Here is a 15,865-nt window from a genome sequence, read left to right as displayed (position 1 = left end):
AAATTATAGGCAAACCATTTTTATATATTATTCAATTTTATTATCAAAATCATTATTTTCATCTCTTAATTCAGCGGCTTGGGTTTTGGCTCGATTATGCATACCGTAAACGAAATATACAACCATCCCAATAACAAACCAAATCAAAGCATATAATTTAGCATCTGAGTCTAGCCCCCAAAATACTGCTAATGAAGCAATAAAGCCTAATGCAGGTAATACCGGGAAGAAAGGCATTTTAAAGCCAGGCATGTTAATATCTTTACCTTCACGTTTACGCAATGGATAAATTCCAATTGATACAAACATGAATGCAATTAATGTTCCAGCAGAAATTAATTGTGACAAGAAATTAAAAGTTAAAAATGCTCCAATTAATACTGAAATCACAGTAATAGTTAAAATGGCATTAATTGGTAGTTTATGTTTTTTATCAACTTTTCCTAAGAACTTAGGAAGCATACCATCACGACCAAATGAATATAGTAATCGTGATCCAGCCATCATCATACCAATTAATGCAGTGAACATTCCAATAACTGCTACAATTTGAACTCCAGATGCTACATATGGGTGACCACTTTGACGAAGAGCCCATCCAACTGGTTCAGCGTTATTAGCGTAATTAGTGTATTTGAACATTCCAACTAATACTAATGAAACTGCGACAAATAGGGTAACAGCAATTACCAAAGAACCGATAATTCCACGAGGCATAGTTTTTTGTGGATTTTTTGCTTCGGCAGAGTTAGCAGCAATCGAATCAAAACCAATATACGATAAGAAAATTACTGATACTCCAGCATAAATACCACCAAATCCACCAAATGCAGTGCCATCAGGATTAGTATGTGGAGCAGGGACAAATGGAATATAATTTTGAATATGAATAGCAGTTAAACCAACAAAAATAAATACTAAAATGGCTAAAACTTTAAGTACCACTAATACATTTTCAATTTTTGAAGTTTTACTGTCACCACGAGTAATTAAAAATGCAACAATCAGAATAATAACAATAGTACAAATATCAACAAAACCACTAGGAGCACTAATTGGATTTGAGAGGGCGGTTGGAATATGTAATCCCATTGGTTCAATTAGACCACGAAAGTTAGCTGATAATCCAGCAGCAACAAACGCAACTGCAATAAAATATTCTGCTAGAAGAGCCCAGCCAGCGACCCATCCCCAAAATTCACCGAAAATAACATTAATCCATGAATATGCAGATCCAGCGAAAGGCATTGCTGAAGCCATTTCAGCATATCCTAAGGCCACTAAACCGGCAACGATTGCAGCTAGTAAGAATGATATTGTAACCGCAGGACCAGCGTTATTTGCAGCAACTACTCCTGGTAGTGTGAAAATAGCAGTTGAAACAATAGTCCCAACACCTAGAGCAAGAAAGTCTTTAGTGGTCATTGAGCGAACCATCTTAGCATCCTTATTTTCATAAACTTTAGGATCTTCTTTTCTATTCATTCGTTTAAAAAGATTCCCCATAAACATTACCTCTTTCTTTTCGTTTTTTTAAACATTTATTAAAAAAAGATTATAAATTAATTAAAATGTTAATTTAATATAAGCATATTGTCAATGTAATTTTAACTATAATCACTATTATATCATGAAAATAGCCACCCTTAAATTATACAATTCAAGGGTGGCTATTTATAATAATGTTTATTTATTATTTTGTTTATTAAATTTAGCAAAGTATAGAATTGTCATAAATCCTAGGAATACAATTCCTACAATTAATGGAATTCTAGTATCATTGTTAAAGAACATGAATATTAAAGTTAGTGCTAACATTGCCAAAGTTAGATAATTTGAGAAAGGTGCAAAAGGCATCTTGAATGGATGATTCTTAATATGTTCTGGATATAACTTACGATATTTTAATTCAGACATAATAATTACGAACCATGGAACCATTCCAGGTAGCACTGATGAACTGTAAACATAAACGAAAATTTGACTAGCACCTTTGTAGAAAATTGGTAGGATTACGTTTAATAGAACACCAAGTAAAATTCCAGTAGCAATTGAAATAACTGAAATGTATGGCACACCATGTTTATTCATTTTATTATAACGTTTTGGTAATTGACCATTTTGTGCTAATAAATATGACATTCTACTTGAGCTATAAATAGCTGAGTTAGAACCAGATAGAGCAGCAGTTAAAACAACAAAGTTAATAATTGATGCAGCAAAACTAATTCCAACTCTTGAAAATGTTTCAACGAATGGAGAACCAATATTAACAATTTTATCCCATGGATAAATCGCTAACATAACGAAAATAGAACCAATGTAGAAAATTAAAATTCTACCAATAGTATCTTGAATAGCTTTAACTAAAGTGTTTTTAGGATCTTCAGCTTCCCCAGCAGTGACTCCAATCAATTCGATACCTTGATAAGAAGCAAATACGATTGATAGGGCAAAGAAGAAACCTTTTACACCACCTGTAAAGAATCCGTGTGACCATAAATTAGAAATTCCAGTAGGACCAACACCATTGAAACCTAGAACAATAACAACAGCACCAATAACAATCATAGCAATAATAGTAACAACTTTGATTAGTGCAAACCAGTATTCTAATTCACCAAATGCGCTAACAGAGATTAAATTAGCAATACATAAGAATACAATCGCGATGATGCCAGGTACCCATGAAGGTATTCCTGGCCACCAGAATTGCATATACGTTCCAATTGCAATCATTTCTGAAATACCAACAACAATCCATTGGAAAATATTACTCCAAGCGGTTAAATAACCGAAAACTGGATGCATATATTCAGTTGCAAAATGTGAGAATGATCCACTAATTGGATTATCGTAAAGCATTTCTCCGAGGGCTCTCATAATTAAATATAAGAAAATTCCAGCAATTCCATATGCTAATAATACAGAAGGACCAGTCCAAGCAATTGTTGACTTGGCACCCATAAACAAACCAACACCGATGGTTCCACCAAGGGCAATCATTTGCATATGTCTGGAGCTGAGCTTTCTTTCTAATTCTTCCTCTTTTTTCTTTTCTGCCAATATTTTCACCATCCTATAAATATATTATGTAGAAAAATCCCTAGTACACTATCTATTGTACTAGGGATTGGGTAACAATGTTACTAATAAATGTTCTAAAATGGAAATTTATTATTTATATATCATAAAATACAAATCATTTTATCGAAAAAATCTTCAAAAACTGTGCTTGTACCTTGCTGATAAACTTTTTATTGTTACTTCCCAGTAAGATATATTTCTACTTTTACATAATTTTAGCATTAAGAAATATATTATATATATCTTAATCTGTCAATTATTGTGCATTTATCGATTAGTTATTTTCAGATTTATTATTGTACTTCATAAAGTAAATGATTGTCATTATAATCAAGAAGATAATACCAATAATTAATGGGACTCTTGTTGAATTATTAATAAACATAAATACCAATGTAATTAGTAAGAAAATTAAAGTAATGTAATTTGTATAAGGTGATAAAGGCATTTTAAATGGATGACCTTTTAATTCTTCTGGATGTTGTTTTCTAAATCTAATTTGTGAAATTAAAATGATAAACCAAGGTACCATTCCAGGTAATACAGATGAACTGTATACATAAACGAAAATTTGGTTCGCAGAAGGGTTGATCATTGGAAGAACAACATTTAATACAAGTCCCAATAAAATACCAGCTGAAATACTAATAACAGCTACAAAGGGGACACCATGTTTATTTAACTTTTTAAATACTTTAGGGATTTGATGATGTTGTGCTAATAGATATGACATACGACTAGCACTATAAATTCCTGAATTAGATCCGGATAGAGCAGCAGTTACAACCACAAAATTAATAATTGCAGCTGCAGATGTAATTCCAATTTGTGAGAAAGTTTCGACAAATGGGGAACCAATAGAATTGATTTTATCCCATGGATAAATACTTAAAATTACAAAAATGGCACCAATATAGAAAATTAAGATTCTACCAATTGTATCTTGAATAGCTTTCACTAATGTATGTTTAGGATCTTCAGCTTCACCAGCAGTAACTCCAATTAATTCAATTCCTTGATAAGAAGCAATTACAATCGCTAATGCAAAGAAGAAACCTTTAAATCCATGAGCAAAGAAACCAAATTTCCAAATATTTGAAATACCAGTAGGACCAATTCCATTAAATCCAAAGATAATTAAAACCAATCCTACAATGATCATTGCAACAATAGTTACAACCTTGACTAATGCGAACCAATATTCTAATTCACCAAATGCACTAACAGAAATTAAGTTAGCTATACATAAGAAAATGATTGCAACAATTCCTGGTAACCAATTAGGGAGGCTAGGCCACCAAAATTGCATATATGTACCAATTGCGATTACCTCGGACATCCCGACTACTAAGTATTGAAATATATTACTCCATGAAGTTAGGAATCCAAAAACAGGGTGCATATACATGGAAGCAAATTGTGAAAATGATCCAGTGATGGGATGAACATATAGCATTTCTCCCAACGCACGCATAATTAAGTATAAGAATAATCCAGCAATTCCATATGCCAATAGAACAGAAGGCCCTGTCCAATCAATGGTTGATTTAGCCCCCATAAATAGTCCTACACCGATAGTTCCACCTAATGCAATCATTTTCATATGACGAGCACTAAGTTTTCTTTCTAAATTATTGTTTTTATCTGCCATAACTATTCACCTTCTTTAAAATATTTGAGTTTATAGGAAAATAAAAAAGTCCCTAGCACAAATTAATGTACTAGGGACGTAATTTTACGTGGTTCCACCCATATTTATATAGCGCAAAAAGCACTATACACTCTCATTAGTCGTTAACAGAACAATCTGATTTGGCATTATCCGCCAAAAATATTTTGAAAAGTGGTAATTATATTTTAATGATGATTTAGCTTACAGAAGATGCTAAATCTCTCTGAAACATTAGTAAATATAGTCATGTCTTTTCTCATTAATTGATATAATTGTATACTGAGAATAGACAGATGTCAATATAATGAAAACAATATTAACTATTTTCTTTTGCTTCTTCAGATTTTTCAAGACGATTTTGAACGTCTAAGATAGTATTCATTGTGTTGTTGAAAGTTTCATCATCATAATTTAAACTATTTAAACAACCTTGAACAGTACTCGTAATAGGTTCTTCTTGTTTAGCACCATGTTCGGTTAGTTTAATTAATACTCGACGTTCATCTTTTTTATCACGAGTTCTGGTAATCCAACCAGCTTTTTCTAGTCGCTTTAATAATGGAGTTAATGTCCCATTAGATAAGCCCAATTTTTGGCTAAGATAATTTACAGTAACCCCATCTTTTTCCCATAATGATAATAGGGTAATGTATTGAACATATGTTAAATTGAATTTACTTAAAGGTTCTTGATAAAATTTGTTAAATAATTGGTGTGCTCTGGTAATTTGAAAACAGATTTGATTATCTAATGTGATCTTATTTGTCATATTATATAACTCCTTTCTTTACTAATATGTATAAAAGTATAGCGTATAAATAAATTGCATACAATATAAAATATATCACTAAATCAAAATTGGTCAAGCAAACAAATAAAGCACCGTAAATTAATATTTACGATGCTTTACTTATTTGTTAATTATGTTTCTTTAGTATCTTGGTTATTTTTTTCTTCATCATCATTCCATGTATTAAATTTACGGAAATAAACAAAGATGATAAATGCAATTATAAAGAAAATTAAGGCATATAATAATGATCCTTTAATGATCATTGGTAATTGCAATCTAGTCATCATATGTTTCATACCATCTTGAATTTGCTTTTCAACGAAAAAGAAGTTAAATGGATTGTAAATTAATTTACGGTGTGTATAGATGAAAATCATGAAAATACCAGCGATGATTTCTGTAATCCAAGTACATGCAACTCCAAAAGCAATTGCGCCATACCAAGTTTTACAAAATCCAATTATCATCATGACAAATGATTGAAAAATGAAGAAATAAGCAATGTTACCAAGAACCGCCCAACTTAATTCTTGGGCTAAAGTTCCAGCTAAAGGCTTGTGAGGGAACACTAAATACTTCATCAATATTACAGCAATAATTGCTACTAATAATAGAATCAAATATGAAATTAAAATTGTAATCACTTTTGAAAAAAAGATTGAAGACTTGCTATGATTCTTCATGTTCTCTTTAACCTGGGCATTGCTTTCTTGTCCGGCAAATCTGGTAGCAACAATAATAGTAGTTAATAATTCAATAACACCAGTTATAGCACCAAATTGGTTCATCCATTTCCAACCATCTAAGGTTCTAGTTTCCATCCCAGTAATGGCCATAATAATAGTCACTATGAATAGTCCTAATGCCATAAAACTAAAAATTTTACGATTACGACTATTCATTTCTTGTTTTAATAAATCACTCAATTTTTTGACCTCCTAGGTCTTTAACGAAAGTTAATCATGTCATGAGTTTATCACGTTCATAAAACTAGTCAATAGAAAAACACCCAATTTATTAATATAAAAAGGGTGCTTTAATTTAATTGTTTAATTTTAATTAAACGTTTCTATGATTGTAAATTACATATGCAATTGCTGTAAAAATTAGAGCATATACAACAGTTCCAATTTCCATTGAGGTTAATGAAAGATTTGTTACCGTTTTTGCACTATGATCAATAAATTGAGTAGATACATTTAAAAAGTTAAATGGATTAAATTTTAATATATCCCATTTTTTCATTAAAACCATTGAGAATGCAGTAACAATGCTTGAAGCAAAGAAGAATACAATACCTAATGCAATAGCTACACCATTATTTTTAACAATGTTACTTACTAACATTACCATTGGAATTACTAATAATAGTAACCATGAAATACTAAATAAATTTTGATTAATATATTTCATTCCCATATCACCAGAACGATCAAAAATCATTTTTGATATAAATGTGAAAATATAGCTCATTACAATTAAATAAATATACATAAAGAATGTAGTAACTAGTTTAGAAATAAAAATTTGTAATCTAGAAAATTGACGAGAAAACAAATACTTGACGGTGTTATTTGCAAAATCACCAATCATAATAGTACTTGCAAATACAACCATTGCAATAAGTACTAAATCCATATTATCGTTAAAAACATTAAAAGCAAATGCTTGATGATCAACATGATTTTTTCCAGATGTAAGAAAATATCCGGCAGTTAATGATGCCAAGAGCATTACAATTGGCCAACCAATATAAAACTTACCATGAATTTGTTTATAAATTTCTTGTCTTAATAGAGTTAACATTATTTAGTTTCCTCCTTTTTGTTATCTTCAGTTAATAGATTTAATAATGATTCTTCTAAGTCAGCTTTGTCCTTAGAAACATCTTGAATTTCAAGACCAGCATTATTTAAAGCAGCTAATGCTTTGTTCATTGAATCGCCATCATCTTTAAGTTCAACAGTTTTATCACTCATCTTAGCTTTAAAGCCAGCTTGTAATAATGCATTGTATGCTTTTTCATTATCATTAGTGGTAAATTTAATATTCTTTTCACCACTTGATAGGAATGATTGAGCATCTGATTCTTTAACAACACGACCATGATTGATTACAACATAGTAATCAGCGATACGAGCTAATTCATCAAGTAAATGACTTGAAATTAGAACACTGATACCACGTTTTGATAATTTCAATAGTAAGTCACGTAAATCATGAGTTGATTGAGGATCAAGACCATTCATGGGTTCATCTAAGATCAATAACTTAGGATGATTTAATAATGAAATAGCAATTCCTAAACGTTGTTTCATACCTAATGAATACTTCTTAGCTTTGCGGTTACAGAAGGAATCAATTTGTGTATCTTTCATGATTTCTTGAATTTCACCTTCTGTTGTTGATCCATCATTGAATAATTTCAAATTTTGATAACCAGTTAGACTTAAATAAGGAGCAGGTGACTCAATCATTGAACCAACATTTTGTAAGCTTTTACGGTTATTTTTAGTTAAACTTTCACCATTAATCTTAATTGATCCTGCATTGTAACTAGTTAAACCAACAATGCTTTTCATAATTGTAGATTTACCGGCACCATTAGGACCAATTAGACCTAAAATAGTACCCGGTTCAACGTCAAATGTAACGTTAAATAAGGCTTGCTTTTGACCAAACTTTTTGTTTAAGTTTTGTACTTCAAGCACTTTCATAAAATAATCTCCTTTATTAATTAGTTATTTACTTATGTAACTAACTATATTGCAATTTCATTAGAAAGTCAAGGTGGATTATTAGAATATGGTCATTTATGGGTTGAATGTGTAAATATATTTCAATTTGCAAAGAAATGTAAACAAAATGTAACTTTAATATAATCGTTTCGTAAGAAACATAATGTAAGGTACACTATGTAATTTGTAAGGAGGGAAAAACATATATGCATTCGAATAAAGCATTTATATCACTTTTAAGTGTAGTTACATTATTCGCTGCGATTTTGTTTTTATTGCCACAAAACAATGCTAGTGCTAATACTAGACATAGACAAAATATCGTATATATACATAGACATCACAGACATCAACTTAATAATTTATCTGCTGCTAATGCAGCTGCCAAACATTTTATTGCTATTCGTGAATCAGGTGGATCATATAGTGCAAGTAATGGTGCTTGTTATGGTAAATATCAATTATCAATTGCTTCTTATCATGGAAACTATTCGGCACACAATCAAGAGCTTACTGCTGATCATTATGCTAATAGTCGTTACGGCTCATGGCTTGGTGCTAAAAGTTTTTGGTTATCACATGGTTGGTATTAAATAATTAATAATTCCCACTGCTGGGGATTATTTTTTTACAATCTATTATCTAGTATTGAAAACTAGATTACATGGTTATATAATATAAATAAATAACACGTAAGGAATGATTAAATGAAAAATGATAATACAACTGCTAATAATATTACTTGGGTAGGTAGTAAAAAATATTTTTTATTAAATGAAATATTTAGTGCCATTACTCATGGAATAGGGGTGTTATTAGCAATAGCGGGAGCTATTTGTCTAATTGTACATGGTTCATTCGAAGGTGGTGCTATGCGAATCACTACTTTTTCCATTTATGGGGGAATATTAATTCTTTTTTATCTAGCATCAACTTTATTCCATAGTTTATATTTCACAGGTGTTGAAAAATTATTCCAAATTTTTGATCATTCAGCTATTTATCTGCTAATTGCTGGAACCTACACTCCATATTGCTTAGTTGCCATTCAAGGTTGGTTGGGATGGACTATTTTTGGAATTATTTGGGTAGTAACTATTATGGGAATAGTGTATAAATCAATTTGGATGGGTAAGTATAAAACTCTATCCACAGTTATGTATGTAGTAATGGGGTGGATGTGTCTTTTAGGAATTGTTAGATTATATCAACATTTAGGAATTACTGGTTTCTTTTTACTATTATTTGGAGGCATTGCCTTTACTTTGGGAGCTGTGATTTATAGTTTTAAAAAAATTCCTTTTGGTCATGTTATCTGGCACTTATTTGTGCTTTTAGGAACGATTATGATGTACTTTTCAATTTATCTATATGTTTAAAAAATGCCGTTAAGCCAATAACTTAACGGTATTATTTTGGACTAAATAAATTTAGCAATATAACGCCCACAATGATAAATGCGACTCCAATAACGGATGAAATATTAGTTGGCTCTTTGTACACAAATATTGCTATAATTGTAGTTACTAGAATGCCAATTGCACTCCAATCAGCATATGTGACGTTTAAAGGAATTTTAATCATAGCAATTGATAAAAAGTAAAAGCATAATATGAAAGAAATAATTGCACCTATTGCTGGAATTATTCTAGAAAACCCCATGGACATTTTTAATAAGTTGGTGCCAATAAGTTCACCAATAATAGCTAAAAATAGGAATAAATAATAAAACATATTCTTTACCTCAATAAAATATTATTATAAATAAATAATAACATTGATATTTATAAATGTTTAAAAAGTTGTTAAAAAAACTTTTACTTATAAAAAGTAAGTGCTATAATTGTATTTAACAAATTAAGAAAGAAGGATATTTTTATGAAAACAAGTTTATTAGATTTACAAAAACAACGTCGTACTATTTATGCTTTAGGTAAAAATGTTAATCAAACTCCTGAAGATATTTCTGATTTCATTAAGGAAACTATTAAACAAGCTCCTACTCCATTTAATAGTCAATCAACTCGCGCAGTTATTTTATTTAATGATTATCATAAAAAATTATGGGATATTGTATTAAATAATTTAAAACCTCATCTGAAATCAGAAGATGCTGTTAAAGCTACTACTGAAAAGATTAATTCATTTAGTAATGCATTTGGAACAGTTCTATACTTTACTGATATGGATGTTGTGCATGGATTGGAAGATCAATTCCCATCATATGCACAAAACTTTTATGATTGGTCAGAACAATCACAAGGTAATGCACAATATGCTGTTTGGACTGGTTTAGCTGAAAATGGTATTGGTGCTAACTTACAACATTACAATCCACTAATTGATGAAGATGTTGCTAAAGAATTTGGCATTCCTGAAAGTTGGAAATTACGTGGTGAAATGGACTTCGGTTCTATTGAATCACCAGCTGATGACAAAGATTACATGGACGATGATAAACGTTTCAAAATCTTTAAATAACTAAATAAAAAGGCACTCACAAATAATGTGAGTGCCTTTTTATTTAGTTATTTACGATTACGATGATTTGGAGTTTTCTTTTCACTTTGTTGATAGTTTTCATCGTTTTTACCTTCATGATGTCTTCTTTGAGAAAATTCTTTTAATTTTTTCATTGATTTAGATCTTTTAATTCTATCAGGGGTAATACTATGATTTGAACTGAAATTAGACATTTGTTCCCCAAGTTCATAGTACCAAGGCCTTTTAGGCTTAGTGGGGTATGAAATGATAACTAAATGATCATTAACATATTGACCTAAGAAGATTTGCGATATTTCTTTATTACTTTCTTCCACTAAGTTTTTAATCCATTCTTCACTGTGACCCATTCTTTCAAGAACATCCATATTGACACTACCATCAGTAATGACTGGATAACTCATTGATTCATCGCCAAATGTATTAACCGTTAATTGACCATTTTGTTCCAGAACTGCGGATTGGACATCTTTAAAATTATGAACACCCTGAGTTCTTAATTTAAATGCTAAATCGGATGCAGAAAGACCATTTCTTAAAGCAGTATCAACGTTGATAAATCCATTCTTTATGATGTTCTTTGGTTCACCTGCAAGCATTTTTTTGAAGAATTGGCTTTGTCTAATAAGTATTCTGCTTATGAAAATGATTGAAGACCATATTAACAAGACAATAAAGAATTGCAATGTAGTAACTGATTCACTATAAATCATACCACCAATAATACCACCAAGAACATAGTTCTGTAATTGGTCAACGGCATTAGAAGGTGCTAAATTACCTTTTCCAGAAAGGTTAATTTGAATTACTAACATTACAAAACCAATCAATAATTTTAAGAAAATATTCAAATATTGCTGGTTAATTGGTCCTAAATTGAACTGCGCATTATTATGGATGTTAACATCATTATCAATTAAACCACTTTTAGTTAAACTGTAACTATTAAACGTTGAATTAAAATTAGCCTCATAATATTTTTTATTAATTAAAATGGTCATTCCACTAGTTAATTGTGTACTACTTGTATATATTTTTGATTTTGGTACTTTCATATCTCTACTAATTGTACGTACCATTTTAACTGTTTGAGAGTTTTGGCTATTAGAGTTATTCTGTTGCAGTATATTAGCAAATACCAAACTTATTGATAAAATAGCCAATAAAATCAACATTATAAATGTATCTCGATATTTAAGATTAGTTCTATCTCGCATATATTTGAAGCCGTTGAATATTATAAAACCACCAAAAATAATTGCTACTACTAGTAATATGTAATAGATAAAAGTATTGGGATGAGTTAAATAATGATAAGAATATAAATCCAAAAAAATCACCTGTATTAATAAAATTTGCCACATGTCTATTATAGAACCTTTTACCACTTTAAACCATTAAGTAATATTTGGTAATGATTTTTTAATATCTTTGATACCTATGTGTAGCCGAATAGTATTATTTTTGTCCTATAATTTTAAATACTGAATTAAAGAACGTATAAAAACTATTATTAATAAGGAAGGTTATTAAATGAAATCTATACCAATGGTTAAAGTATTATTATTTGTATCTTTATTAATAGGCTTATTTACATTTAGTATAGTTAATACTCATACAGTTTCTGCTAACGAGCATAGCCAACAAGAAAATTTTAATAAAGTGTATAAGATTGCTAAAAAACAGTTAGGTAAAAAATATGTATATGGTTCAACCGGTCCTAAATCATTTGATTGTTCTGGCTTTGTTAAATATGTCTATAAACATGGTGTTGGTAAAGATTTGCCTAGAACAGCCCAAAGCCAATATAAAAGTAGTAAAAAGGTTTCTAAACATCATTTAAAACCAGGTGATTTAGTCTTCTTTGGTGGCAATAAACGTAGTATTTATCATGTTGGAATGTATATAGGAAAAGGAAAAATGATTGATTCACAAAATAGAGGGGTAGTTCGTGAAAATGTAAAAGCTCCTTGGTGGCATGCAGTTGGATATTCTAGAATTATGAAATAAAGCAGACAGATTTCTATCTGCTTTTTTATATTACTATGTGGCTGTTTAATACTATGGTAATATGTTCATATGTATAATAATAGATAGGAATGAAAAAACGTTTATGGAACAACTATTATGGGATAAGATTGAATACAATAATATTCAATTAATAATTACTGCTAATGATAGTGGTATAAATTTTGTTAATAATCCTAATTGTGGTATTTCTGAGATTTATGATTTTTTTTCAAATTTAGCAGCAGAATTTAAATATGGCAATGAGAAAACTGAAGAATATAAGATTCAAATCCGTGAATATTTAGATGGTAATCGAAAATATTTTGACTTACCAATGAATTTTATAGGTAATGAATTTCAAAAGAAAGTATGGTCAGAAATTACTACCATTAAATATGGTGAAACAATTGATTTAAATGATTTTGCCAATCAGTTTGCTGAAAGTAAATCACAAGTTGAAGCAGCAATTTTATCTAACCCATTAATTATCTTAATCCCAAGTCATCGAATTACAGGTGTTGATTACGAAAATAGCCTTAGAAATAACTCTGCATTTATTAAATATCTTTTAAATATCGAAAAGGAGTAGTTTTATGAAAAAATTACCTGAAAATGTTAAAAAAATATGGATGCAAGCTTCAATTATTACTTTTATTTTTTGGATGATAGCTTTTATAGGATCCAGATTTTTATTCACTTTGATTAAATGGCCAAGTTGGCTATCTTTTATTATTTTAGCTTTGGGAATCTTAGAACTAATATGTGAATTATCTTTAATTCCATACCGGTATGCATTTAATAAATATAAAATTTCAGAAGAATACGTTGAGATTCAAAAGGGCTTTTTCTTCAGAAAGTTATCTTCCATTCCAATTGCACGAGTGCAAAATGTTAATTTGAATCAGGGACCATTGTTAAGAATGCAAAATTTAAATAGTGTTTATGTTGATACTGCTGGTGATAATCATAAAATTGAAGCTGTTACACATGAAGAAGCACAAACCATTAGAAAACAAGTAATGGATCTAGCAATGGAGGCCAGAAATGCAAAATAAACTTTTAAATCCATTAGCATTATTATTCGGTTTGAAAAATTATTTTTCGCAAGTTATCTCAATACTTCTATTAGGTATATGGATTCATTTTATTTGGATAACACCCATCTTTGCTTTATTTTTATTAGCATATAAAATTATATCTTATTTTACATATCGTTATTCTATTTTGGATAACCAATTATTGATAAAACATGGCATTTTTTTTAAAAAAGAAATACATATGCCTTATGAAAAAATCCAGAATATTCATCGCAAGCAATGGTTCTTTTTGAAACCATTTAATTTAGAAGAGGTAATCGTTGATAATGCTAGTCATGCGGATTCTAATATCGATCTAGTTGCGGTGAATGAAAATGTAGCCCAAATGCTAGAGCATAAAAGATTGATTGCAAATAATGATATTGCTGAAGATATTAGTAATAAAGTAAGAGATGACAATCATAATAAGTTTGATGCACAATATAATATTTCTAATCATTCAATGAATTTATTTGCCGCAACTAGTTTTAGAGGCTTATTTGGAATTTTCATTCTGTGTGAATTTTATCAACGTTATTCATTTGCAATTTCTTCTAAGTATAAGGATGAAGTTTTTAACTATTTAGGTAGTAAAGGAATTATCATAGTTATAGTAGAATTTCTTATTTTATTGATAATTGCTTTTATTGTTAGTTATGTTTCAATATGGATTCAATACTATCGTTTTACACTTACTAAAAAAGATGGTTATTTAACCTTTAGTAGGGGATTATTAAAACAAGAAACCGTCAAAATAAAGACCAATCGTATTCAAAGCATAAACTTTACGCAAAATATTATTCGACGCTTATTCAAAATAACAACTGTTAAAATAACCATTATTTCTGATCAAAAAGAAAATACCAATACTAAAGATCCAGTTATTATTCCAGTTTTAAATGCTAAAAAATTATATCCAATTACTAATCAATTTTTTGATAATCTACCAAAAGAAGAACCTAAAATATTTGGTAAACGTAATTATTCTATTTGGCTGTTTATCAGAAATAGTTCGTGGGTTCTTTTACTACCATTAGCATTGCTATTAAATGGAACTAGTTGGTTATTTATGTTTATTTTCATAGAAATATTTCTGCTAGGTGTAGTTGTTTTTAACGGATTCTATCGATACCTTCATAATGGGGTCAAGATTATTAAAAATGATGATTTAATAATTGAAAACTGTAGATTATTTAATCGTAATTTACAGTTTATAAATTGGCATCGTATTCAATCGATAACTTTAAGAGAGAGTATTTGGATGCAAAAAAGGAATTTGGCCCATTTAAAAATATCTGAAAGAAGAGGTGACACTTCTGGCGAAATTATTGCTAAATATATCGATTTAGATGTTGCTAGATCAATATATAACTGGTATCAGAATCGATAATAAATATTAAAATATTTTGCACACAAAACATTGACACAAGATTTATAACGTGTACAATGTATTTTGTAATATAAATTGTAGGGGGTATTGATATGAAATTAACAATTACAGATGCAGCAAAGAAAAAGATTCAAGACAATGTTTCTGGTAATGCAAAATTCTTTTTAAGTTTAGATGACGGTGTTGGAAAATATTCTGATGCTGGTTCTTGTGCAATTGATACATCTTTTGATTTCATTGCAGTAGACCCTGATTCAGATGACCACGATTTTGATGAAAGTATGGATTCAGATCTTGGCCCAATTTATATTAAAGGCTACAGCAAGTCATATATGGATCAAAATTTGAAATTAGATCTTAAGATGAACATCTTACAATTGTCTGGCGATGCTGGAATTATTGATGAAAACGTTCCAATCTCAGATGAAAGAAAATTTAAATAAATAAAAATACTCGACTTAATTAAACGAAAAAACAATTTCATAAAAACGTCTCTATCAATTTAGAGACGTTTTTATAATCTTATGAACAAAATATTTCCAATATGATTTATAGACTGGTAGTATATTACTACTTACTTTAAGAAAGGAAGTTTAA

Annotated in this window: 17 protein-coding genes; 8 read left to right on the top strand and 9 right to left on the bottom strand. The window is 29.6% G+C overall.

The genetic code is table 11. The annotated features are described in order from the left end of the window. Positions 1–27: 27 nt before the first annotated feature. From DY123_RS01335 to DY123_RS01305, 7 genes are all read right to left on the bottom strand, one after another. Positions 28–1,506: an APC family permease gene (locus DY123_RS01335; protein WP_140923769.1), complete on the bottom strand. Its 1,479-nt coding sequence runs from the start codon at positions 1,504–1,506 to the stop codon at positions 28–30. A gap of 180 nt (positions 1,507–1,686) precedes the next feature. Next, positions 1,687–3,012 carry an amino acid permease gene (locus DY123_RS01330; RefSeq protein WP_140936385.1) on the bottom strand — a complete coding sequence of 442 codons (1,326 nt, stop codon included), beginning with the start codon at positions 3,010–3,012 and terminating at the stop codon, positions 1,687–1,689. A 349-nt stretch (positions 3,013–3,361) separates the two neighbouring features. Beyond that, positions 3,362–4,738 carry an amino acid permease gene (locus DY123_RS01325; RefSeq protein WP_225362832.1) on the bottom strand — a complete coding sequence of 459 codons (1,377 nt, stop codon included), beginning with the start codon at positions 4,736–4,738 and terminating at the stop codon, positions 3,362–3,364. A 337-nt stretch (positions 4,739–5,075) separates the two neighbouring features. Further along, positions 5,076–5,528, bottom strand: coding sequence for a MarR family winged helix-turn-helix transcriptional regulator (locus tag DY123_RS01320; protein ID WP_140923767.1), 453 nt, complete (start codon positions 5,526–5,528; stop codon positions 5,076–5,078). Positions 5,529–5,680: 152 nt separating this feature from the next. After that, entirely contained in the window at positions 5,681–6,478 is a 798-nt protein-coding gene (locus DY123_RS01315) for a hypothetical protein (RefSeq protein ID WP_140923765.1), read from the bottom strand. Positions 6,479–6,611: 133 nt separating this feature from the next. Then, the gene (locus DY123_RS01310) at positions 6,612–7,358 is read right to left on the bottom strand and encodes a DUF2705 family protein (RefSeq protein ID WP_140923763.1); all 747 of its coding nucleotides are present in this window, start codon (positions 7,356–7,358) and stop codon (positions 6,612–6,614) included. Then, positions 7,358–8,269, bottom strand: coding sequence for an ABC transporter ATP-binding protein (locus DY123_RS01305; RefSeq protein WP_140936374.1), 912 nt, complete (start codon positions 8,267–8,269; stop codon positions 7,358–7,360). Before DY123_RS01305 ends, DY123_RS01310 begins: the two co-directional genes overlap by 1 nt. A 227-nt stretch (positions 8,270–8,496) precedes the next feature. Here DY123_RS01305 and DY123_RS01300 point away from each other — a divergent pair, with 227 nt between their 5' ends. Continuing rightward, entirely contained in the window at positions 8,497–8,883 is a 387-nt protein-coding gene (locus DY123_RS01300) for an aggregation-promoting factor C-terminal-like domain-containing protein (RefSeq protein ID WP_140936373.1), read from the top strand. Between the two features lie 114 nt (positions 8,884–8,997). Continuing rightward, a complete protein-coding gene (gene trhA, locus DY123_RS01295; protein ID WP_140936372.1) occupies positions 8,998–9,669 on the top strand; it encodes a PAQR family membrane homeostasis protein TrhA in 672 nt (223 codons plus the stop codon). Positions 9,670–9,700: 31 nt separating this feature from the next. Here trhA and DY123_RS01290 read toward each other — a convergent pair whose 3' ends face one another. Further along, positions 9,701–10,024, bottom strand: a complete 324-nt coding sequence (locus DY123_RS01290; protein ID WP_140936371.1) for a DMT family transporter — start codon at positions 10,022–10,024, stop codon at positions 9,701–9,703. Between the two features lie 144 nt (positions 10,025–10,168). Between DY123_RS01290 and DY123_RS01285 the strand changes: the two genes are divergently transcribed. After that, positions 10,169–10,771, top strand: coding sequence for a nitroreductase family protein (locus DY123_RS01285; RefSeq protein ID WP_140936370.1), 603 nt, complete (start codon positions 10,169–10,171; stop codon positions 10,769–10,771). A 47-nt stretch (positions 10,772–10,818) separates the two neighbouring features. On the opposite strand, the gene DY123_RS01280 is transcribed toward DY123_RS01285, so the two are convergent. After that, positions 10,819–12,123 carry a DUF3290 family protein gene (locus DY123_RS01280; protein ID WP_181401238.1) on the bottom strand — a complete coding sequence of 435 codons (1,305 nt, stop codon included), beginning with the start codon at positions 12,121–12,123 and terminating at the stop codon, positions 10,819–10,821. Between the two features lie 202 nt (positions 12,124–12,325). Here DY123_RS01280 and DY123_RS01275 point away from each other — a divergent pair, with 202 nt between their 5' ends. The 5 genes from DY123_RS01275 to DY123_RS01255 all read left to right on the top strand — a co-directional run bounded on the left by DY123_RS01275 (position 12,326) and on the right by DY123_RS01255 (position 15,711). Then, on the top strand, positions 12,326–12,802 hold the full coding sequence (locus tag DY123_RS01275; protein WP_140936368.1) for a C40 family peptidase: 477 nt from the start codon (positions 12,326–12,328) through the stop codon (positions 12,800–12,802). A 103-nt stretch (positions 12,803–12,905) separates the two neighbouring features. Continuing rightward, positions 12,906–13,391 carry a methylated-DNA--[protein]-cysteine S-methyltransferase gene (locus DY123_RS01270; RefSeq protein ID WP_181401237.1) on the top strand — a complete coding sequence of 162 codons (486 nt, stop codon included), beginning with the start codon at positions 12,906–12,908 and terminating at the stop codon, positions 13,389–13,391. A 4-nt stretch (positions 13,392–13,395) separates the two neighbouring features. Beyond that, positions 13,396–13,857, top strand: a complete 462-nt coding sequence (locus DY123_RS01265) for a PH domain-containing protein (RefSeq protein WP_140923751.1) — start codon at positions 13,396–13,398, stop codon at positions 13,855–13,857. Continuing rightward, complete coding sequence (locus DY123_RS01260) at positions 13,847–15,268, top strand: PH domain-containing protein (protein WP_140936366.1); 1,422 nt, start codon at positions 13,847–13,849, stop codon at positions 15,266–15,268. Before DY123_RS01265 ends, DY123_RS01260 begins: the two co-directional genes overlap by 11 nt. Positions 15,269–15,360: 92 nt before the next feature. Beyond that, entirely contained in the window at positions 15,361–15,711 is a 351-nt protein-coding gene (locus tag DY123_RS01255) for an iron-sulfur cluster biosynthesis family protein (RefSeq protein ID WP_140936365.1), read from the top strand. Positions 15,712–15,865: the final 154 nt, after the last annotated feature.

Source organism: Apilactobacillus micheneri (assembly GCF_006493595.1).
GTDB lineage: Bacteria > Bacillota > Bacilli > Lactobacillales > Lactobacillaceae > Apilactobacillus > Apilactobacillus micheneri.
The sequence above is the reverse complement of the archived record's forward strand: the minus strand, read 5'-3'. Positions and strand labels throughout refer to the sequence as shown.